Consider the following 19959-nt stretch of genomic DNA (forward strand, 5'->3'; position numbering starts at 1 on the left):
GCGGATCATTTTTTCTGAATTTGCCATTGCTCTGCCACAGTATGGTGTCATTGTGATCCCATGACGCATCTTGATGTTCCTACAGAAGAAGAATTGCGCATTCCCCGGCGGCGCCAGGCGACGCTTCGGGTATTGTTACGTGGTGTGGCCATGGTTGCACTTTTGATGATCCTTTTGGTTATTTTGACACAACCGGTATTCAAGGACCGTATCCAGCAATTTCTGGGTAATGAGCCTGCTGGCGGATCAGCCAGCGGCACATCGAACAACTAAAGGCGCAAGGCTTTTCCGAACTGCCTGACCCGGTGTATCGCATACCGGGCCAGAGAGAGTGCGGGCCGGTATATGACCGACATGGCAGCGAAATACCCGCCCAGTTCAATTTCAGGTGGAACAAGGACCGCGCCAATGCCAGGCCCTTGTTGAATTTTGTCGTTCCCGGCCCTCAGGCAGGGTCGATGCCCATCAGTTCAATCGCAAAGACAAGGTCCTGCCCCGCCAGTGGATGGTTGGCGTCCAATGTGACCTCGGCCTCGGCCACATCGACCACCGTGACCGGCATGACCTGCCCTTCGGTGGTCTGCATCTGCAGCTGTGTGCCCAGTTCCAGCGGGATGTTGTCGGGAATAGCGTCGCGCGGCACGGCCTGGCGCATCCCCGGATTGATCGGGCCATAGGCCTGATCGCAGGGCACGTTCACGGTCTTTTTATCCCCGACCGCCATGCCCGGCAGCGCCACGTCAAGACCGGGAATGATCTGGCCGGACCCAACCTGAAACTGCAGCGGATCGCGCCCTTCGGACGTGTCGAAGGTAGAGCCGTCAAGCAGGGTGCCTGTATAGTGAATCCGCACGGTATCGCCGGTTTTGACCTGGGTCATGGGTATCCAATCTGAAAATTTATGGGTGAGTTTGAAAAAGGCCGCGTATCGGCGCGGGTGCTTTTGAGCGGTCAGTTTAGCAATCGAGCCGCAAAAGGTAAAGCTGACCACCGGCGGTGACGCGTGGCCCTCCAGTCCTGCGATAAGGGTTTCGCGGCGGGATTGCCTGTGTCAGGGTCCAGACGAACAGGGGAAAACAGGGGGCCCTCCCATGCCGATCAGTGTCTGTGTCTTTGATGCCTATGGGACGTTGTTCGATGTCGCCGCCGCCGCGCGGCAGGCCGCCGAAGCACCGGATTTCCCGGCGCTCAGGGACAAGTGGGTTCAGGTTGCCAATCACTGGCGGCTGAAACAGTTGCAATACAGCTGGCTGCGCGCGGTGGCCGATGCGCACACGGATTTCTGGGAGGTCACGCAGAACGGTCTGGACTGGGCGCTTGAGGCGACAGGGCTTGATGGCGACCCCGCGCTGCGACAGCGGTTGCTGGATCTCTACTGGGAATTGCAGGCCTATCCCGAGGTGCCCGCCATGCTGGCCGCGCTGAAGGCAGGTGGTTTGCAGACGGCCATCCTGTCGAACGGGTCCCCTGCGATGCTGGACGGGGCCGTTCAATCGGCCGGCATCGGGGACGTGCTGGACGATGTATTGTCGGTCGAAAGCGTGGGCATATTCAAACCGGACCGGCGGGTGTACGACCTTGTTGGCGCGCGGTTCAAATGTGCCCCGGACGAGGTGTTGTTCGTGTCCTCCAACGGATGGGATGCGGCGGCTGCAGCGGGGTACGGGTTTACCACGGCCTGGGTCAACCGCGCGGGTGAACCGATGGACCGGCTGCCCTGGACACCGCAAACCGTCCTGTCGGATTTGACGACCATCCCGAAACAGGCCGGATTGTAAGGCTGGCCTCGTCCCGGTGCGTGGTCTACCAATTGTTCGGAACACACAACACCGGACAAAACGGGATACCACATGAGCACTCTGGAAATGATCGAAGCCGCGGCCGCGCGGCTTGAAGGACACGCGCGGCGCACACCGCTTTTGAGTTCACCGTTTCTGGATGAGATCGCCGGGCGGCAGGTTCTGGTGAAACCCGAGTGCCTGCAACATACGGGCAGTTTCAAGTTTCGCGGCGCGTGGTCGGCGCTTTCGGCGCTGGACCCGGAGGTGCGGGCGCGCGGGGTCATCGCGTTTTCCAGCGGTAACCACGCGCAGGGCGTCGCGATGGCCGCGGCGCGCCATGGCACCTCGGCGGTGATCGTGATGCCGTCCGACGCGCCCAAGCTAAAGATCGCCAACACCCGTGCGCTGGGGGCTGAGGTCATACTCTATGATCGTGCCACGGAAGACCGCGATGAAATCGGCGCGAAACTTGCCGCGGACCGCGGTCTGACCCTCATCAAACCTTATGACGAACCGCTGGTGATCGCCGGGCAAGCCTCGGTCGGGCTGGAAATCGCAGAACAGGCCACCAAAGAGGGCGTGACCGCAGGCGATGTCCTGGTCTGCTGCGGCGGCGGTGGCCTGACAGCAGGCATCGCGCTGGCGCTGGAGTCGCGCGCGCCCGATATGCGCGTGCGCCCGGTCGAGCCGGAAGGGTTTGACGATGTGGCCCGGTCCCTGTCCTCTGGCGGTATTGAGCGCAACGCTCGCATGACCGGATCGCTGTGCGATGCAATCGTCACGCCGCAGCCGGGCAAACTGACCTTTCCAATCATGCAGCGTTTGTGCGGACCCGGATTGGCGGTCACCGATGACGAGGCGTTACAGGCCATGGCCCTGGCGTTCTTGCGGTTGAAAATCGTGCTGGAACCAGGCGGCGCCGTCGGGTTGGCGGCGGCGCTCTTTCATGGCGACCAGGTCGAGGGCGAGGCCGTGATCGCCGTTGCCTCGGGCGGGAACGTCGACAGCGCCGTGTTCCGGATGGCCCTGGAAAAATACGCAGAGGAGTAAGCGGGATGACCCGGTTCACGATTGCCAGTTTCAACGTCAAGAACCTGATTGGCGCGGACGAGGAATATTACAAGTTTCAGACCTACACCCCCGAGGAGTTCACCTGGAAACAGGACTGGATGGCCGATCAGCTTTTGACGCTGGATTCCGACATCGTCTGCTTTCAGGAGATTTTCGAAGAAGACGCCCTGCGCCAGGTGATTACAGAAACCGACCGGCGCGGCATTGCCGCGAATGAGGCCACGGTGCCGGATTCGTCCAAACGCTATCACAAAAAGGCGATTTTCCGGAAACTGTCCTATACCCCCTATACCGGCGCGGAACTGGCCTTTGCGCCCAATGCGTCCGATGGCGAACCGGGGCAGCGTCGCCCGGGCCTGGCCACCCTGTCACGGTTCGGATTTGCCGAGCCGCCCCGCGTGTTGCAGGATCTTGAGGAGCCGCTGAACATCCCGATGTCGTCCCTCGGTGGCGAACACAGTGCGGGACATTACACCATCACGCGGATGTCCCGCCCGATCCTGCTGACGCGCATTCCCGTGGGGGATCACGTGGTCAGCGTGTTCAACTGCCACCTGAAATCAAAGCTGGGAGAATTCATTCGCCCTGCCGGTGCGCCCTTTGCGCCCGAGGCTGTCCTGACGGCTTATAATCCTGCGGGCCGGGCAATGGGGGCGTTGCGATCCGCCCTCAGGCGGATGGCCGAGGCCTGGGTTCTGCGACGCGAGATACTGGCCGAACTGGACCGCGGTCATCCGGTCATGGTGCTGGGTGACTTCAACGACGGTGAACATGCGGTCAGCAGCGAAATCATCAGCGGCGAGGTGCCGTTTCACAACTATTCCTGGATGCTGCGCCATGATGCCAAGCACCCGAATGACCGGTATTCCAAGGAAGAGAACAAACAGATCACCGAGGCGGTCGAACGCGTGCGCCTGCATTCGGCGGAAAAGATGTTCGTGCGCAAATCGCTGCGCGACATGGTGTATACTGCGGCCTTTGGTGGGATTTATGAAAGCATCGACCAGATTTACATGTCCCGGCATTTCCTGCCCGAATACCACCGCGCCATCGGCGAGATGGAATACTACAGCGTGCTCAACGACCACCTGACCGACGGCAGCCACCCCGAAGCGCCCTATAACAAGCTGGCCTCGGACCACGGTCAGATCATGGCACACATGCGGATCGGGCAGGATTGACGCCCGGCAAAAACCGGGGCCGGATGCTTTACCTTTCGGCACGCCGCGCGCTAGATAGGCACAGAAAAATTCTGGGGGAGTTTTCATGCACATTGCAGATCTGGGTGACGTGCAGCTGCACTATCGGATCGACGGCGATCCGGACGGCGCGCCGGTTGTTTTTGCGAACTCTCTTGGAACCGACCTCCGCCTTTGGGACGCGGTGCTGCCGCTGTTGCCCAAGGGGCTGAAATTCATCCGCTACGACAAGCGCGGGCACGGGTTGTCCTCGCTGCCGCCGCCCCCCTATGCGATGGGTGCGCTGGTGCGCGATGTCGAAGGCTTGCTGGACCATTTAAACGTGCGCGACTGTGTGTTCGTGGGTCTGTCGATCGGCGGCATGATCGCACAGGGGCTGGCGATCAAGCGGCTGGACATGGTGCGCGCCATCGTTCTGTCCAACACCGGCGCCAAGATCGGCACGCCCGAAATGTGGGCCGAGCGGATCGAGATCACCAACCGCGACGGGATCGAAAGCATGGCCGATGCGGTGATGGAGCGCTGGTTCAGCAAGGCGTTTCTGAAGACCCCCGACCTGACCCTTTGGCGGAACATGCTGGTGCGCCAGCCGGCGCAGGGCTATGCGGGGTGCTCGGCCGCGATTTCCGGAACCGATTTCTATACCCCGACCAGCGGCCTGCGCCTGCCCGCCCTCGGCATCGCGGGGGACGAGGATGGCGCGACACCGCCCGACCTGGTGCGCGAAACCGTCGATCTGATCCCCGGCTCGCAATTCCACCTGGTCCGCAAGGCGGGGCATCTGCCCTGTGTCGAGCGCCCCGAGGAATATGCCGCCGTCCTCAGCGGGTTCCTGAAGGAGATTGGCCATGTCTGACTCATGGGAACTGGGCATGAAGGTACGCCGCGAGGTTCTGGGCGATACGCATGTCGACCGCGCCGAGGCGGCCAAGACCAGCTTTGACACGCCGTTTCAGACGCTGATTACGGAAGGCGCCTGGGGAACTGTCTGGGCCAGCGACGCGATCACGCGGCGCGAACGATCCATGCTGACACTGGCCTTGCTGGCGGCCATGGGAAACTTCGAAGAAATTCCAATGCACATCAGGGCTTGCGCGCGAACGGGAGCCACCCAGCGCGACATTATGGAAGTGTTCCAGCACGTCGCCATCTATGCCGGAGTGCCAAAGGCGAACCACGCCATCAAACTGGCCAAGGCGACCTTTTCCGAAATGGAGGAAGATACATGACATTGCTGCCACGCAATCGCGCAGCGCACCCGGTTGCCTATGCACCCGGATACAAATCAAGCGTCCCGCGCAGCCCCAACCGTTCGCTGATTTCCATGTCCGCCACACCGACCGAGCAGAATGGCCCGACCTTCGGTCACAACATGCTGGGCGAAACAGACAACAACCTGATCCTCAACTACACCGGTCAGCCTGCGATCGGCGAACGCATCATCGTGCATGGCCGGTTGCTCGACGAAAACGCGCGCCCCGTGCCGAATGCCCTGATCGAAATCTGGCACGCCAACGCCGGTGGCCGGTATCGCCACAAGAAGGACAGCTATCTTGCGCCGCTGGACCCCAATTTCGGCGGTTGCGGGCGCACCATCACGGGTGAGGATGGGTCATACGAATTTCTCACCATCCGGCCCGGGGCCTATCCCTGGCCGAACGGCCCCAATGACTGGCGGCCGATGCACATCCACTTCTCGGTCTTCGGGCACAGCTTTGGCCAGCGCTTGATCACCCAGATGTATTTCGAGGGCGATCCGCTGATCCCGCTTTGCCCGATCGTGAATACCATCCCCGATCAGGTGGCCATCGACCGTCTGGTTGCGCCACTGGACATGAACACCGCCCTGCCGCTGGATGCGCTGGCCTACAAGTTCGACATCGTGCTGCGCGGATCGCGCCAGACCATGTTCGAAAACAAGATGGAGGGGATGTAAGATGGTACAGAAACTGGATTACCTGACCGAAAGCGCATCGCAAACGGCGGGCCCTTACGTGCATATCGGCTGCACCCCCAACTTTGCCGGGATCGAGGGGATTTACTCCGAAGACCTGGGGCTGCGCGCCTTTCCCGACGATGCGCCGGGCGAACGGATCGCCATCACCGGCGTGGTCTATGACGGCACGGGCACGGCGCTGCGCGATGTGCTGATCGAAAGCTGGCAACCGGACGGCGATGGCAATTTCGGGCCCGGCACGCAGGGCTGGTGCCGGATCCCGTCGGACCAGACAACGGGCGAGTGGACGCTCGACACCGTCAAGCCAGGTTCGGTCGGCGGGCAAGCCCCGCACATCGCCCTGTGGCTGGTGGCGCGCGGCATCAATATCGGCCTTCAGACGCGCATCTATTTCGAAGGCGACGACCATTCAGGCGATCCACTGCTGAACCGGATCGAACATCAGAACCGCGTCCCGACCCTGATCGCCAAGAAAACCGGCGACGGGCAGTATCGCTTCGATATCCGCCTGCAAGGTGAAGGCGAAACCATCTTTCTGGATATCTGATGGCCGATTTTCTTCTGATCCATGGGTCATGCCACGGTGCGTGGTGCTGGCGTGACCTGATCCCCGCGCTCACGGCGCGGGGGCATACCGCACGGGCCATCGACCTGCCCGCCAATGGCGATGATCCCACCCCGGCCAGCGAGGCGACATTGCAGGGCTGCGCCGATGCGATCCTTTCGGCCTCGACTCCGGAGACGGTGATTGTCGGCCATTCCTGGGGCGGCTACCCAATCAGCGCGGCCGCCGAAACCGACCCGACAGCCATGCTTGCGCTGATTTACCTATGCGCCTATGTGCCGATTTCGGGCCTGTCGATGGTGGACATGCGCAAACGCTCCAAACGTCAGCCGATCCTGCCAGCAGTGATCCGAAACCCCGATGGCATCACCATGTCTATCGATCCCGAACAGGCACCCAACCTGTTTTACAACGATTGCTCGCCCGAGGCCGTCGCCTATGCGGTGCCGCGCCTGTGTCCGCAGGCCATCAAACCGCAATCGACGCCACTGACCGTAACCGAGCGCTACGCGTCAGTGCCCAAATCCTATATTCGCTGCACAGACGATCAGACCATTCCGCCCGAATATCAGGCCGAAATGGTCGCCGACTGGCCGCGCGACAGGGTCTATGAAATGCCTACATCGCATTCGCCATTCCTGTCCGATCCCGATGGTCTGGCCGACCTTCTGGGCCAGATTGCCGAGCGCGCATAATGGCCGGATCGGTATTTGACAGCACGCTCTATGGCCGGCTTTTCCCCACCGGTGCCGCGGGCCGGTTGTTCACGGATGCTGCGGAAATCCGCGCCATGCTGCTGGTCGAAGGGGCGCTCGCCAAGGCACAAGGGACCCTGGGTGTGATCCCCGACCTCAGCGCCGCCGCGATTTCGCGCGCCGCGATGGAGGTTCAGGTCGACCCTGGCGTGATGGCCAAGGCCACGGGAACAAACGGCGTGAGCGTCCCGGCGCTGGTATCGGCCTTTCGCGCAGAGATGAGCGCACCGGAACACGCGCAATTCGTGCATTGGGGCGCCACGTCCCAGGATATTTCGGACACCGGGCTAATGCTGCGCCTGCGCCAGGCGCTGATGCTGATCGAGGATGATCTGGGCCAAATTCTGCGCGCGCTGGCCAATCTGGCCGAAACCCACGCCGATCTGCCAATGGCGGCACGCACCTATGGCCAACACGCCACGCCCACCAGTTTCGGGGCCGTTGTGGCCGGGTGGGGCGCGCCGCTGTTGGGGTTGATAGGGGAATTGCCCGCGTTGCGTGGCGCCTGCCTTTTGGTGTCCCTGTCTGGCGCTGCGGGCACCTCTTCGGCTCTTGGTCCCCAAGCGACGGACACACGCGCCGCGATAGCCGAGGCGCTGGGCCTGAGCGACCCCGGACGTAGCTGGCACAGCGATCGCACGCCGATATTGCGCATTGCAGACTGGATGGTGCGGGTCTCGCTTGCCCTGGGTAAGCTGGGCGAGGATGCCACCGAACTGGTTCAAAGTGGCATCAATGAACTGAGCCTCGGGGGCGCGGGGGCGTCTTCGACCATGCCGCAGAAACAGAACCCGGTTGGGCCGTCGGTCCTAGTTGCGCTGGCGCGCCAGTCGGCGGGGTTGCACAGCGTGTTGCAGGGGGCGGCGATGCCGCGACATCAGCGGGACGGGGCGGCCTGGTTCACCGAATGGATGTGCCTGCCTCAGATCGTTCTGGGGGCCGCCGCCTCGACACAGGCGGCGCTGCCGCTGTGCCAGGCATTGGCCCCGCAACCCGCGGCCATGATGGACGCGCTTGAAGGACAGCTGGGCATGATCCACGCCGAGGCACTCAGCTTTGCGCTGGCAGAAACCCTGCCGCGCCCCGAGGCGCAGGCCGCGGTCAAGGCGCTGTGCCGCGCGGCGCAGGAAAAGCAAACGCCCCTGCGCGATCTTGTGATGCTGGAATATCCCGACCTTGACGCCGCAATGCTGTTTGACCCATCTCATCAGATGGGTCATGCCCCGGCCGAGGCGCGGCGGTTTGCCCAAACCGTGCGCGACAGGCACCCAGCGCCCGGCTAGGCGCGTCAGACAGGATAATTGCCTTGCGTCTGCCGGTTCTGTTCATCCTGATGACAGTCGTTCTCGACTCGATGGGCGTTGGGCTGATCATGCCGATCATGCCCGATTTGATCCGCGAGGTGCATGGCGGCACCCTGTCGAACGCGGCCCTTTGGGGGGGTGTTCTGACCACCGTTTTCGCCGTCATGCAATTTGCGGTCGGGCCGTTGATCGGCAACCTGTCGGACCGGTTCGGGCGCCGCCCCGTGTTGCTGGTCTCGCTGTGCGTGATGGCGCTGGATTACCTTGTGATGGCCGTGGCCGGGTCGATCTGGCTGTTGCTGGCCGGGCGTATCGTCGGCGGGATCACCGCCGCCACCCATGCAACCGCCAGTGCCTATATGGCCGACATCTCCAAACCCGGCGAAAAATCGGCCAATTTTGCGCTGATCGGCGCGGGATATGGCATCGGGTTTGTACTGGGCCCGTTGCTGGGTGGGGTCTTGGGCGAATACGGCACCCGGGCGCCATTTTATGCCGCCGCCGCGTTATCGGCGCTGAATTTCACGCTGGGCCTGTTCGTCCTGAAAGAAACGGTCACCGATCGCATCCGCCGCCCGTTTCGCTGGGCGCGCGCCAACCCGCTCGCGGCCTTCGGCAACATGGCACATATGCCGGGCATCCGGCCGCTTCTTCTGGTTTATTTCATCTATTCGGTGGCCTTGTATGTCTATCCTGTCATCTGGGCCTATTTCACCCAGGCGCAGTTCGGGTGGAGCCCGCAGATCATCGGCCTGTCCCTAGCCGTGTATGGCATTTCATCCGCCATCGTGCAGACCGTTCTGATCCGGTTCATGCTGGTCCGGGTCGGGGATGCGCGCACGGTCGTTTACGGGTTTGTTTTCGACATGCTGGCCTGTGGGGCGATTGCCATTGTCACCGATGGCACGCTGGCCTTGTTTCTGACGCCCGTGGCCGCATTGGGCAGCATCGCAACGCCAGCCTTGCAGGGCATCATGTCTCAGCGGGTCGATGACGATGCGCAGGGCGAATTGCAGGGCATCCTGACCAGCATGGCAGCGCTGGCGACAGTTGTGTCACCCATGATGATGACAACGGTGTTTTCGGCATTCACCGCCCCCACGGCGCCTGTTCACTTTCCGGGCGCGCCCTTTGTCCTGGCGATGCTGCTGGTCGTGGCCGGGTTGCTGGTGTTCCTGCGGGTGTTCCGAAACGCGTGAAAATTCCGCCAAGCAGAATTTCGTTTCGCACTTGCGAATGGCGTGTATCCCGGTAACGTTCGCCAAAACCGTTAGGGAGAAAACCATGCAAACCATCAAGGCGGCCGTGTGCCACGCGTTCGGGAAACCATTGGTCATTGAGGAGGTTCTTCTGGACGATCCCATGATGGGCGAGGTCGAGGTGGAACTGGATGCAGTGGCCATCTGCCATTCGGACATTTCGTTCCAGCAGGGCGGATTTGGCGGCGCGTTGCCCGCCGTTTACGGCCACGAGGCCGCAGGCCGCATCACCGCCTTGGGCGACGGTGTGCATGAGTTCGAACTGGGCGACAGTGTCTGCGTCACCCTGATCCGGGCCTGTGGACATTGCCCATCCTGCTACTCGGGGCATCTGACCACCTGCGAAACGCCGCGTGATGGTACCAAGGGGCCGCTGAAAACCAAGGATGGCGGGGCAATGCTGCAGGCGATGGCCTGTGGCGCCTTCGCCGAAAAGGTGGTCGTGGATCAAAGCCAGATCGTCAAAATCCCGGATGACATTGCCAAGGATGTCGCCTCGCTCATTTCCTGCGGCGTGATCACCGGGGTCGGCGCGGCCGTGAATGCCTCGGGCATCCGTGTCGGTCAGGACGTTGTGGTGATCGGCGCCGGCGGCGTGGGTCTGAATGCGATTCAGGGCGCGCGCATCGCCGGGGCGCGGCGCATCGTGGCGGTGGATATGCTGGACGAAAAGCTGGACGTCGCCCGCGAATTCGGCGCGACCGATGTTGTTTCGGCCAAGGATGCCAAGCCCTGGAGAAAGGTAAAACAGATTTTGGGCCGGGGCGCGGACGCGGTTCTGGTCACCGTGGGCGTCGCACAGGTTTACGACCAGGCCCCCCGATACCTGGCGGCCAGCGGCAACGTGATCATGGTCGGTATGCCCCACGGCGATACGCAATCGTCATTCTCGCCGCTGAACATGGCCGATCAGGGCCAGGGGTTCATCGGCTCGAAAATGGGCAACGTGGTGATCAAACGCGACATTCCCTGGATGATCGACCTCTATAAACAAGGTCGCCTGAAACTGGATGAGCTGATTTCGGGCCGTTGGGAGCTGGAACAGATCAACGAGGCGATCGAGGATACGCTGGGCGGCGCGGCCAAGCGCAATGTGATCCTGTTCAACCGCTAACCCGGTCCGGCCGCATCCCTGCAATCCCGGTTGCAACCTTGCAGCCCGGATAGCATCCTTTGCCGGGCGGGCCAGTCCCGCCCCGTTATCCCAGGGAGACCATCATGAAGCTGCAGGACCTCGACATCATCGTGACGGCCCCGCCTGCGCCGGGATGGGGCGGGCGGTATTGGATCCTGGTCAAGGTGACCACCGATACCGGCATCACCGGCTGGGGCGAATGCTATGCGTCCTCGGTCGGGCCGGACGCCATGCGCGCCGTGATCGAAGATGTCTTTGCCCGCCACATGCAGGGCGAAAACCCGGAAAACATCGAACTGATGTTCCGCCGCGCCTATTCCTCGGGGTTCACGCAACGTCCGGACCTGACGGTCATGGGCGCGTTTTCAGGTCTCGAGATCGCCTGTTGGGACATCTTGGGCAAGGATCGCGACCGCCCGGTGCACGCGCTGATCGGGGGGCGGATGAATGACCGCATTCGCGCCTATACCTATCTCTACCCCCTCCCCCATCATGAAATGGACGATTTCTGGGTCTCGCCGGACATGGCCGCGGAATGCGCCGCCGCAATGGTAGCCAAGGGGTACACGGCGGTGAAATTCGACCCCGCCGGCCCCTACACGATGCGCGGGGGCCATATGCCGGCCATGAGCGATATTTCGAGCTCGGTCGCCTTTTGCAGGGCAATCCGCGAGGCGGTCGGTGACAAGGCCGACCTGCTGTTCGGCACCCACGGACAGTTCACCACCGCAGGGGCCATCCGGCTGGGCCGCGCGTTGGAGCCCTACACCCCGCTGTGGTTCGAAGAACCGGTGCCGCCCGACAGCGTCGCCCAGATGGCGCAGGTGGCCCGCGCCGTGGCCATCCCCGTGGCAACGGGCGAGCGGTTGACGACCAAGGCCGAATTTGCCCCGATCCTGCGCGAAGGCGCGGCCAGCATCCTGCAGCCGGCGCTTGGGCGCGCGGGCGGAATATGGGAGGCCAAGAAGATCGCCACCCTGGCCGAGGTGTATAACGCGCAGCTGGCCCCGCATCTTTATGCCGGCCCCGTGGAATGGGCCGCCAACATCCAGCTGGCCGCCGCAATTCCGAACCTGCTGATGGCCGAAACCATCGAAACGCCGTTTCATGACGCGCTGATCAAGGGGTCGATCCGGGTCGAAAACGGGTTCATTACCCCGCCCGATGCCCCCGGACTGGGCATTGATGTGGACGAAGACCTGGCCCGCGCGCACCCCTATCTTGGCGGCTCTTTGCATCTTGAAATGCAGGAGCCCCCCTGCGATTACGTCAACGGAAACGCATTCCAGGGGGGTGCCCCCCCGTCAAAGGGGTGACAAAAGCCGCCCGATTGGGCATGATATCCTATCTCTGATTATTCTTAGGGACGACGTATTTGATGAACCAAATTGACGCCGCACTTGCCCCGGAAACCCCAGTGGATATGGCCGAGCGCGCAACCGAGGCCGCCTCCTATCTCAAGGCGCTGGCCCACGAAGGACGTCTGATGATCCTGTGCCACCTCGGCAGCAGCGAAAAATCGGTCGGCGCGCTCGAGGACCTTCTTGATATCCGGCAGGCCGCCGTCAGCCAGATGCTGGCGCGGCTGCGGGATGAAGGCTTGGTCAAGACGCGCCGCGACGGGAAGACCGTTTACTATTCGCTTGCCGACGAAAAAACCGAGCAAATGATCGGGATGCTCTATTCTCTGTTTTGCAACAGTAAATGAACCGCCCGTCCGCGACGTTTTCAGGGCCTGACCTTTGCGCGCTCCCCGCGCGCGAGATCGTTTCGCGCCTGCGCAGCGGTGATCTGGAGCCTGCCGACGTTGTCGCGGCCTCGGCCACGCGGATCGCGCAGGTCGAACCTGACGTGAACGCCATGCCTACCACCTGTATCGACCGGGCCCGCGCGGCGATTGGTGATTTGGCGGCCCATGCGCAGACCAATGAACAAAATCCCGGTTGGCTGGCAGGCCTGCCCATCGGGATCAAGGATCTCAACGCCGTGGCCGGCGTGCGCACGACCTATGGCAATCTCGCGCTGGCGGATTTTGTGCCCGAAACCAGTGATCCGCTGGTCGATATTCTGGAACATCGCGGCGCGCTGGTCATGGGCAAGACAAATACACCCGAATTTGGCGCGGGCGGCAATTCGACCAATCCCGTCTTTGGCGCAACGCGCAACCCCTGGGACACCCGGATGAATGCCGGTGGCTCTTCCGGGGGCGCGGCGGTATCCCTTGCCACGGGCGAAGTGTGGCTCAGCCACGGGTCCGATCTGATGGGCTCTCTGCGCACGCCTGCGGCACATTGCGGGGTTCTGGGCCTGCGCCCCTCGCCGGGTCGCTGTGGCGGCGGACCCGGCGCGGCCGCCTTTCTGACCGAAGGGTTGCAGGGGCCGATGGCCCGGGACGTGCGCGATCTCGCCCTGTTTCTCGATGCCATGACCGGATGGGACCCGCGCATGCCGATCAGCCTCGACGCACCCGCCACCCCCTTCCAGACTGCGGTCGATCAACTGCCCCGCGCACCGCGCATCGCCTTCAGCGAGGATCAGAATGGGTTCGCTGCCGTCGAACGCGAAATCCGCGACGTTCTTCGCAGCGCGATGAACACCGTGGCCCGCGCCGGAGCCGAGGTGACCGAGGCCTGCCCCGACCTGCCTTACCTGAACGATACCTACATGGCCCTGCGCGGCATGCATTACGGTGCCGTGGTCGCCCGCCTGCCCGACCATGTGCAGGCCACATTCGGCCCGCGCCTAAAGGACAACGTCGACTACGGCCTGAACGTCAGCACCGAGGATCTTTTCAACGCGATTCCCCGGCGCAGCCAGCTCTACGATATCATGCGTCAGTTTCTGGACGGGTATGACGTGCTGGCCATCCCCGTGGTCGGCATCGCCCCGATCGACGTCGCGCAGGAATACCCCCGCCTCGTCGACGGGCGCGAGATCGGCACTTACGAGGACTGGCTGCGGTTTTCCTTTCTGGCCACCACAACCCTCCTGCCCGCACTGGCCATGCCTGCCGGTTTCACCGACGCAGGCCTGCCGGTCGGGCTGCAGTTGATCGGCCCACCGCGCGGCGAGGCCCGGCTTTTGCAGGTCGCCCGCTTCGTCGAAGACGCGCTGGACCTGCCCGCCACGCCCATCGATCCGATCCGGCGTCACTGACACCTTTTCATCTTGCCAGAAAAACTCCCGGGGGTCCGGGGACAGGCAGCCCCCGGTCCTGCCCGCGCAGTCCGTGCGGCGTCAGATCAATTCGACACGTATCCCGCCACCACCTGCAAAAGCTTGAACGCGGTGGCGGCATCGTTTTCCACCACGGCCAGAAACTCGCTGGCACCGATACGCAGGCATTTTATGTCGCTGTCGGCCACCATGGTCAGGGCGCGCGGCTCGTTGCGGATTAGGCCCAGTTCCCCGACCAGCGTCCCGGCACCAACTCTGGCGATCAACTGATCCGCGGCGCCGTCCTTGGGCAGGTAAAGACCCGCCTCTCCTTCGAGGATCATATAGGCGCCATCGGTCGGCGCGTCGTCCTTTCGGAACACGACCTCACCCGCCGGGGCCTCGTACCAGCGCGCGCCAAAGGCCAGCAGTCGCAACTGCTTGCGGTTCAGCCCCGAAAACAGGTCTGTCTGTTCCAGCGCGCGCAGCTTGCGCGCCAGGTCGGCGCTGGCCATGCCATCTTCTCCGGCAGCCTCACCCATGTCCTCGGTCACGATACGGCCCCTTTGCATTTCGAATGTGGCATCGAATTCGTCCTCCGGGTCAAAGTTTTCGCGCATATAGATCAAGGTCGCCTCGGGCATCAGCTTGCGCAGGTTTTCCTTCACTGCCACTTGGGTTCTGCGACTGTAGCTGTCAAACACCTGATCCAGGATCACGATGTCGGGGCGTTTGATCGTGGCGCGGGAAAAGGACAGCGGTTCGGCAAAGGTGGGCGACAGGTTGGCCCCCGACAGGGCAATGGGCAGGTCATAGATCAGCTGCACGACCAGTTCCTGCGCGCCGCCTTCGATCAGCACCTCGGCGACCGTCTTGCGCAGATCATCGACGCGCCCGCCTGCATCCTGCGAAATCTTACCGAACAGCGCGTTTTCCAGAACAGTCATACCCGGGACAAAAGCCCCCTTGTCCAGCGGCACGAACAGGTCCCCCAGACTTTCCAGCAGCGCCGGCGCGTGCGTTTTGCGCAGTTCCAGGATGCGGGTCTTGATGTCTTCGGGAAAGGCCGGGCCAATCTGGTCGGCGGAAATCCGGAACGGCACCGCCAACAGGTGGCCCATGTCGATTTCGCTGAGCTCGGCTGCGCCGCTCTTGCGGGTTTTCTCAACAAGGGCCAGCGTCGTTTCATAGGTTTTCACGTCAAGTCCGAGATTGCGAAACAGCGGATGGTCGGTGCCGTCCAGACCAAAAATCTGGCGCAACATGTCGGTCACGTCCTGGGTCAGGGCCACCAGGGCCTTGTCCAGTTTGAGCACCCGCAACTGGGTCAGGAATTCCCCCTGCGACGCCAAAAGCTCAGGCGTGATGGGTTGGCGCGGGGCGGCAAACAGCAGGTTTTCGGCCACCGGCAGCGAAGGATTGTAAAGTTCGGGATCAAGCGGATGAACATGTCGGTCCAGCCCGGCCGCGGCCACCGCCTCTCTGACGGCGGGGCGCAGACCCACCAGGGCGCGGGCCAGCTGCGGATGCTGATCCGCATCAAACCGTTGATCCAGGACACGGCGAAACAGGGCATTGCCCGGCCCCATCCCTTCGATCAGGCGCAGCCACCAGCTGCGCAGTTCCTCGGCGGTTTCGAAACCGGCGGCACTCGGATCCTGCCAATTGGCGCTCAGCGGATCGGGGCTGTTTCCAGCCAGAAACGCCTCGCGCGCAAAGGGCGTTTCGCCCTCGCCCGCAATCGGGCAGCGGCGGATCGGCATCATGACGTTGTCGCCGAAGGTGCCCCTGAAGAACATTGGCCGGGACGATGCGTGGCCGATGCGCGCCGCGATCACCGCGTGATGCAGCATTTTCAGGTCCTGATCGCCGATACGGACCGTGCCTGCGGCCGGCAGAACCTCGCGCGTGAGGAGCTCGCCCAGCGCGCGCCGGTCCTCGGAGCTGGGCGCGGTGATGCCGATCTCCTTGCCCGCCGGGAAGGAGGCATTCAAATCCTCAAGAACGGCGTTGCCATCCGCATCGCGCACCGTCACGTGATCGAGAACGATATCGCCGGTCAGATGTGGCAGGTCTTCGGGCTCATCCTCGAACAGGGTTTCGTCCATGATACCGGGGGGTGCAAAGCGTTCGGTGATCACCTCCCAGCGCAGGGCCATGTCCTGCGTCTGGTTGTAATAGGCCAGCAATTCCTTCCAGGGCGAGCTGAGGTCCTTGTAGGCCGCCAGCGCCGCGACCAGGGCGCCCAGAGAGACACTTCCCTGAAGAACGAGGTATCCGCCGATGGAAAAGAAAAAGAACGGGGTCAGCTGCGAGATGAAGTTGTTGAGAAACTTCATGAAGAATTTCTTCTGGTATATCTCGAAGCGGATATTGAACAGGCGGCCCAGCTGGTCGGTGATCACCGCCATGCGATAGCGCCAACCGCCGCTGGCGCGAATCGCGGAAACCCCCGCCGCATTTTCGCCGATTTCGGCGGCCAGAATGCGGACCTCCTGTATGCGTTTCTTGTTCAGCAGGTTGATCTGCCGTTGAAGTTTCGGGATCAGCCAGGCCTGAAGCGGAATAAGGGCACAGGCGGCGACGCCGAACCAGAAGCTTTGCAGGAACAGGAACCCCAGGATCGTCAGCATCTGCCCCGCCTGAAGCACCGGCTGGCTGATAGCGTCGCCCATGAGACCGCCCATGGGTTCGCTTTCGGCCGTTATCATCGACACCAGTTCGCCCTGGCTGACCCGTTCGAAATAGGGCTGTGGAAAGCGCAGAACACGCGAGATCAGCTGATAGCGAAACCGCCGCAGCATCCGCTCGGACAAGACGCCTTTCATCGTATTGATGCGCATCTTGACCAGCCCGTGGGCCAGAACAGACAACAGAAACGCGATGCAGAGAATACCCAGATAGGTCACCTGATCGACCTGGTATCCGGCAAATTCTATTTCCGAGGATTGCGCGCCGATGGCATCGTTGATGATGCGTTTGGGCAGTTCGAGTGTGAGATAGAGCAGCGGGAACAACACCGCGGTGACCACCAGCAAAACAAGCTGATCGCGTTTGGAATATTTCCAGATGAAGCGGAAAAGAGTGCGTTCTATGAGAAAGTTCCGAAAATTATGTGTATCGATCAACGGCATGCGCCGCTTTCGAGAGGCGCCTGCACATCACCAGCCTAGCAAGGCAAAGCCAGTATAATCAAACGCTAACATATACGATCCGCCCCGGCGATTGCAGACAGAAGACGAAGCGCCTAAGCTGACGCTCGTGAGATGCGCCGGAGTTCGATTTGCCTGACCTTGTCAGCAAAGTTCTGATCCTGATCTGCCTTTTGCAGATCAAACACATGTTTGCCGATTATTTTCTGCAAACGTCGCGCATGCTGTCGGGTCGCGGAGAGTACTGGCATCTGGGCCGGGCCCAGCACGCCAGTGTACATGCGATCGGGTCTGCCATTGCCATTACGCTGGTGGGTGCCCCGGTCGGTTTCATTGTGGGACTGGCGCTGGCCGAATGGGTGGTGCATTTCAATATCGACTGGGCCAAGGCACGGTATTCCGAAGCCAAACAGTATGATCCAAGCGAGGCAGGATACTGGCGCGCCAACGGGTTTGATCAGGCTCTGCATCATCTGACTTACGTGGCGATGGCCGCACTTTGGGTTTATTTCACCGCCGGGTCGGCACCGTGAAAGGGGGCTCTGCCCCCGCCGCCCTGCCGGGCGACTCCCACGGAGTTTATCGAGCAAGATGAAGCCCTGTGTCAGCCCAGGACCGAGAAGCTGCTGTCCTGATTGACCGGGCGTTTCCGGGAATAAAAGCCAACGTCGATGTCGCGGTTCAGATAGGGAAGCGTGAAGGTCAGCGGCGCGGCGTCGTGATGCCCCCCGTTTTCGCAATAGGTCACAAGAGCCGCCATCATCTTGCCCGCGATCGGGGCGTTCTTGTACTGGTTCCCGCTGGTGCCGCAGGCCATGTAAAAGCCCGGTAGGCTGGAGCGGTCGTAGATCGGGATCCAGTCGGTAGAGGCATCGTAGAGGTCCACCACGCCGCGCGACTGCCGGGGAATGCCGAGCGATGGGACGCGTTGCGCATAGCGCATGGCCTGCGTGGTCCATTGATCGGTGAAATCGCGGTCGTAGTCGCGGTCATTTGCGGCCCAATCATGCGGGTCGCATTCGGGGTCTTCGGAGCCGATCAGGATGTGGTTGCCATGTTCGGGGCGCACGTAGCAGGCGATATCGCTGTCCGATACGATCGTTCCCATATTTTCGAAATCGAACCCTTGAGGGCTGGGCAGATGTGCAACCTCCTGACGCAGGGGGCGGGTCTGGATGGTCATGTCCTCGAGGACCCCGGCCATGCGGTTCACGATTGATGAGCCGGGACCCGCGACGTTGATGACGACGGGGGCGTGGAGGGTGTCGCCACCGGCCAGTCTCACGCCACTGACGCGTCCGCCGCTTTGCAGGATCTCGACCACCTCGGCGCCCAGCCGGATGCGCGCGCCATGCTGTTGGGCCGCCGCCAGCAGGTTTTGCGCCGAGAGCGCCGGGTCCGTCACATAGCCCGCGTTGGGCCAGTTGACAGCCCCGCCCATGCGACGCCCGTTTGGCTGGCCAAAGGCGGGATTGTCCAGGCGCTTTGGCGGCGCGAAACTCTCCAGCGTGTAGATCGGCAGACGCGCGGTGATCTGTTCCGGGGTCATTTCCTCGTACGGGCACCCCAGACCGGCGCTGAATTTCATGTGCTTTTGCAGATGATCGTTGGCCTCGGTTTTCATCACCAGGCAGCCAACCTCGCGGAATTTGGCAAGATCGGTGCCAGCCGGCAGCCCCAGGTATTCGGCCCAATCGCGCCAATAGTGATAGCCCTCCCACGCCAGGGCGGTGCCATCGAAGGTCGAATAGTGCATCCGCACGATGGCGCAGGACCCCGAGGTTGAACCATGCCCGGCCTGCTGGTTGCGATCCAGCGACAGGGTGGCCCAACCAGCCTTGGACAACTCGAACGCGATGGCCGCGCCGATGACGCCGGTTCCAATGATGATGACGTCGGGAGATTGGGTCATGAACTGGCCTCATTATCAGCAGCAAGAGCATAGGCACGCAGGTCCGCGATTTCCTGCGGGCGCGGGTGTTGGCCGGTGAAGATCAGCAGGTAATGCGGGACCAAAGCCAACCGGTCCTGCAGGGATTCGTTGAGTTCGGCCTCGTTATAGCCGTTCTGCATGTAATAGAGCACGCGTGCGCGGGTCATCGCCTCGGTCGGGTCAAAGTCGAACCGTTCGAACATTGCCGTCAGAGCGGCCACGCGGCGCTGATCGGACAGGTCGAGCACCCGGCGCACCTTGCCTGAACGGCGGGCCCAGGCGCGCACGGCAAAATCCAGCGCCGTGTCGAAAAGCACCGGGTTCACGACACAGCGAAAAACATTGCAGACGGCTTGGGTTATTGTCTCGGCCGGCCGTTCCGCCTGGGCCACGAGGGCGGCGGTATTGGTGTCCTGCCAGCGTTTCAACAACGCGTCGAGCAGGTCCTGTCGCGATTTGAAATACCAGTAGAAACTGGACCGCGACACACCCAGCCGATCGCCCAGCGACATCACCTTGACCTGTTCAACCCCGTCGCTGACCAGAACATCCATGGCGACGTTCAGCCAATCCTGGCGCGTTACCTTGATATTACCGCTGAGCGGTTCAAGGGTGGGATCGTCCCGGTGCAACAGGCTGGGTTTGGGACGGGCCATGGGTCAGGCATCCGCGCCGGGCGCAACGGCGCCGCC

20 protein-coding genes are annotated in these 19959 nt (G+C 62.3%); 16 read left to right on the top strand and 4 right to left on the bottom strand.

Going from position 1 to position 19959, the window contains the following annotated elements:
- Positions 1-60 precede the first annotated feature (60 nt).
- On the top strand, positions 61-273 hold the full coding sequence (locus tag ACXYMO_RS15025) for a hypothetical protein (protein ID WP_458879548.1): 213 nt from the start codon (positions 61-63) through the stop codon (positions 271-273).
- Positions 274-445: 172 nt separating this feature from the next.
- Here the strand turns inward: ACXYMO_RS15025 and ACXYMO_RS15030 are convergent, their stop codons facing one another.
- Entirely contained in the window at positions 446-880 is a 435-nt protein-coding gene (locus tag ACXYMO_RS15030; protein WP_458879549.1) for an FKBP-type peptidyl-prolyl cis-trans isomerase, read from the bottom strand.
- A 211-nt stretch (positions 881-1091) separates the two neighbouring features.
- On the opposite strand from ACXYMO_RS15030, the gene ACXYMO_RS15035 reads away from it, so the two are divergent.
- From ACXYMO_RS15035 to ACXYMO_RS15100, 14 genes are all read left to right on the top strand, one after another.
- Positions 1092-1778, top strand: coding sequence for a haloacid dehalogenase type II (locus ACXYMO_RS15035; RefSeq protein WP_458879550.1), 687 nt, complete (start codon positions 1092-1094; stop codon positions 1776-1778).
- A gap of 72 nt (positions 1779-1850) precedes the next feature.
- Positions 1851-2831, top strand: a complete 981-nt coding sequence (locus ACXYMO_RS15040) for a threonine ammonia-lyase (RefSeq protein ID WP_458879551.1) — start codon at positions 1851-1853, stop codon at positions 2829-2831.
- Between the two features lie 5 nt (positions 2832-2836).
- Entirely contained in the window at positions 2837-4033 is a 1197-nt protein-coding gene (locus ACXYMO_RS15045; protein ID WP_458879552.1) for an endonuclease/exonuclease/phosphatase family protein, read from the top strand.
- Between the two features lie 85 nt (positions 4034-4118).
- A complete protein-coding gene (gene pcaD, locus ACXYMO_RS15050) occupies positions 4119-4907 on the top strand; it encodes a 3-oxoadipate enol-lactonase (RefSeq protein ID WP_458879553.1) in 789 nt (262 codons plus the stop codon).
- Complete coding sequence (gene pcaC / locus ACXYMO_RS15055; RefSeq protein WP_458879554.1) at positions 4900-5280, top strand: 4-carboxymuconolactone decarboxylase; 381 nt, start codon at positions 4900-4902, stop codon at positions 5278-5280. Before pcaD ends, pcaC begins: the two co-directional genes overlap by 8 nt.
- Entirely contained in the window at positions 5277-5987 is a 711-nt protein-coding gene (gene pcaH / locus ACXYMO_RS15060) for a protocatechuate 3,4-dioxygenase subunit beta (protein ID WP_458879555.1), read from the top strand. The genes pcaC and pcaH overlap by 4 nt, the downstream gene beginning before the upstream one ends.
- Before the next feature lies 1 nt (position 5988).
- Positions 5989-6555, top strand: coding sequence for a protocatechuate 3,4-dioxygenase subunit alpha (gene pcaG / locus ACXYMO_RS15065; protein WP_458879556.1), 567 nt, complete (start codon positions 5989-5991; stop codon positions 6553-6555).
- Positions 6555-7268: an alpha/beta fold hydrolase gene (locus tag ACXYMO_RS15070; protein WP_458879557.1), complete on the top strand. Its 714-nt coding sequence runs from the start codon at positions 6555-6557 to the stop codon at positions 7266-7268. The genes pcaG and ACXYMO_RS15070 overlap by 1 nt, the downstream gene beginning before the upstream one ends.
- Entirely contained in the window at positions 7268-8611 is a 1344-nt protein-coding gene (locus tag ACXYMO_RS15075; protein ID WP_458879558.1) for a class-II fumarase/aspartase family protein, read from the top strand. Before ACXYMO_RS15070 ends, ACXYMO_RS15075 begins: the two co-directional genes overlap by 1 nt.
- Before the next feature lie 17 nt (positions 8612-8628).
- Positions 8629-9831: a TCR/Tet family MFS transporter gene (locus ACXYMO_RS15080; RefSeq protein ID WP_458879839.1), complete on the top strand. Its 1203-nt coding sequence runs from the start codon at positions 8629-8631 to the stop codon at positions 9829-9831.
- 85 nt (positions 9832-9916) lie between these two features.
- Complete coding sequence (locus ACXYMO_RS15085; protein WP_458879559.1) at positions 9917-11005, top strand: Zn-dependent alcohol dehydrogenase; 1089 nt, start codon at positions 9917-9919, stop codon at positions 11003-11005.
- 104 nt (positions 11006-11109) lie between these two features.
- Positions 11110-12342 carry a mandelate racemase/muconate lactonizing enzyme family protein gene (locus tag ACXYMO_RS15090; protein ID WP_458879560.1) on the top strand — a complete coding sequence of 411 codons (1233 nt, stop codon included), beginning with the start codon at positions 11110-11112 and terminating at the stop codon, positions 12340-12342.
- A 62-nt stretch (positions 12343-12404) separates the two neighbouring features.
- Positions 12405-12734, top strand: coding sequence for an ArsR/SmtB family transcription factor (locus ACXYMO_RS15095; protein ID WP_458879561.1), 330 nt, complete (start codon positions 12405-12407; stop codon positions 12732-12734).
- Positions 12731-14182, top strand: a complete 1452-nt coding sequence (locus tag ACXYMO_RS15100; protein ID WP_458879562.1) for an amidase — start codon at positions 12731-12733, stop codon at positions 14180-14182. The genes ACXYMO_RS15095 and ACXYMO_RS15100 overlap by 4 nt, the downstream gene beginning before the upstream one ends.
- An 86-nt stretch (positions 14183-14268) precedes the next feature.
- Here ACXYMO_RS15100 and ACXYMO_RS15105 read toward each other — a convergent pair whose 3' ends face one another.
- Positions 14269-17316 carry a cyclic nucleotide-binding domain-containing protein gene (locus ACXYMO_RS15105; RefSeq protein WP_458879563.1) on the bottom strand — a complete coding sequence of 1016 codons (3048 nt, stop codon included), beginning with the start codon at positions 17314-17316 and terminating at the stop codon, positions 14269-14271.
- A 149-nt stretch (positions 17317-17465) separates the two neighbouring features.
- On the opposite strand from ACXYMO_RS15105, the gene ACXYMO_RS15110 reads away from it, so the two are divergent.
- Complete coding sequence (locus ACXYMO_RS15110; RefSeq protein WP_458879564.1) at positions 17466-17867, top strand: DUF3307 domain-containing protein; 402 nt, start codon at positions 17466-17468, stop codon at positions 17865-17867.
- Between the two features lie 71 nt (positions 17868-17938).
- On the opposite strand, the gene ACXYMO_RS15115 is transcribed toward ACXYMO_RS15110, so the two are convergent.
- Both ACXYMO_RS15115 and ACXYMO_RS15120 read right to left on the bottom strand, forming a co-directional pair.
- Entirely contained in the window at positions 17939-19246 is a 1308-nt protein-coding gene (locus tag ACXYMO_RS15115) for an NAD(P)/FAD-dependent oxidoreductase (protein ID WP_458879565.1), read from the bottom strand.
- The gene (locus ACXYMO_RS15120) at positions 19243-19923 is read right to left on the bottom strand and encodes a TetR/AcrR family transcriptional regulator (RefSeq protein WP_458879566.1); all 681 of its coding nucleotides are present in this window, start codon (positions 19921-19923) and stop codon (positions 19243-19245) included. Before ACXYMO_RS15120 ends, ACXYMO_RS15115 begins: the two co-directional genes overlap by 4 nt.
- Positions 19924-19959: the final 36 nt, after the last annotated feature.

Source organism: Arenibacterium sp. CAU 1754, from assembly GCF_054482635.1.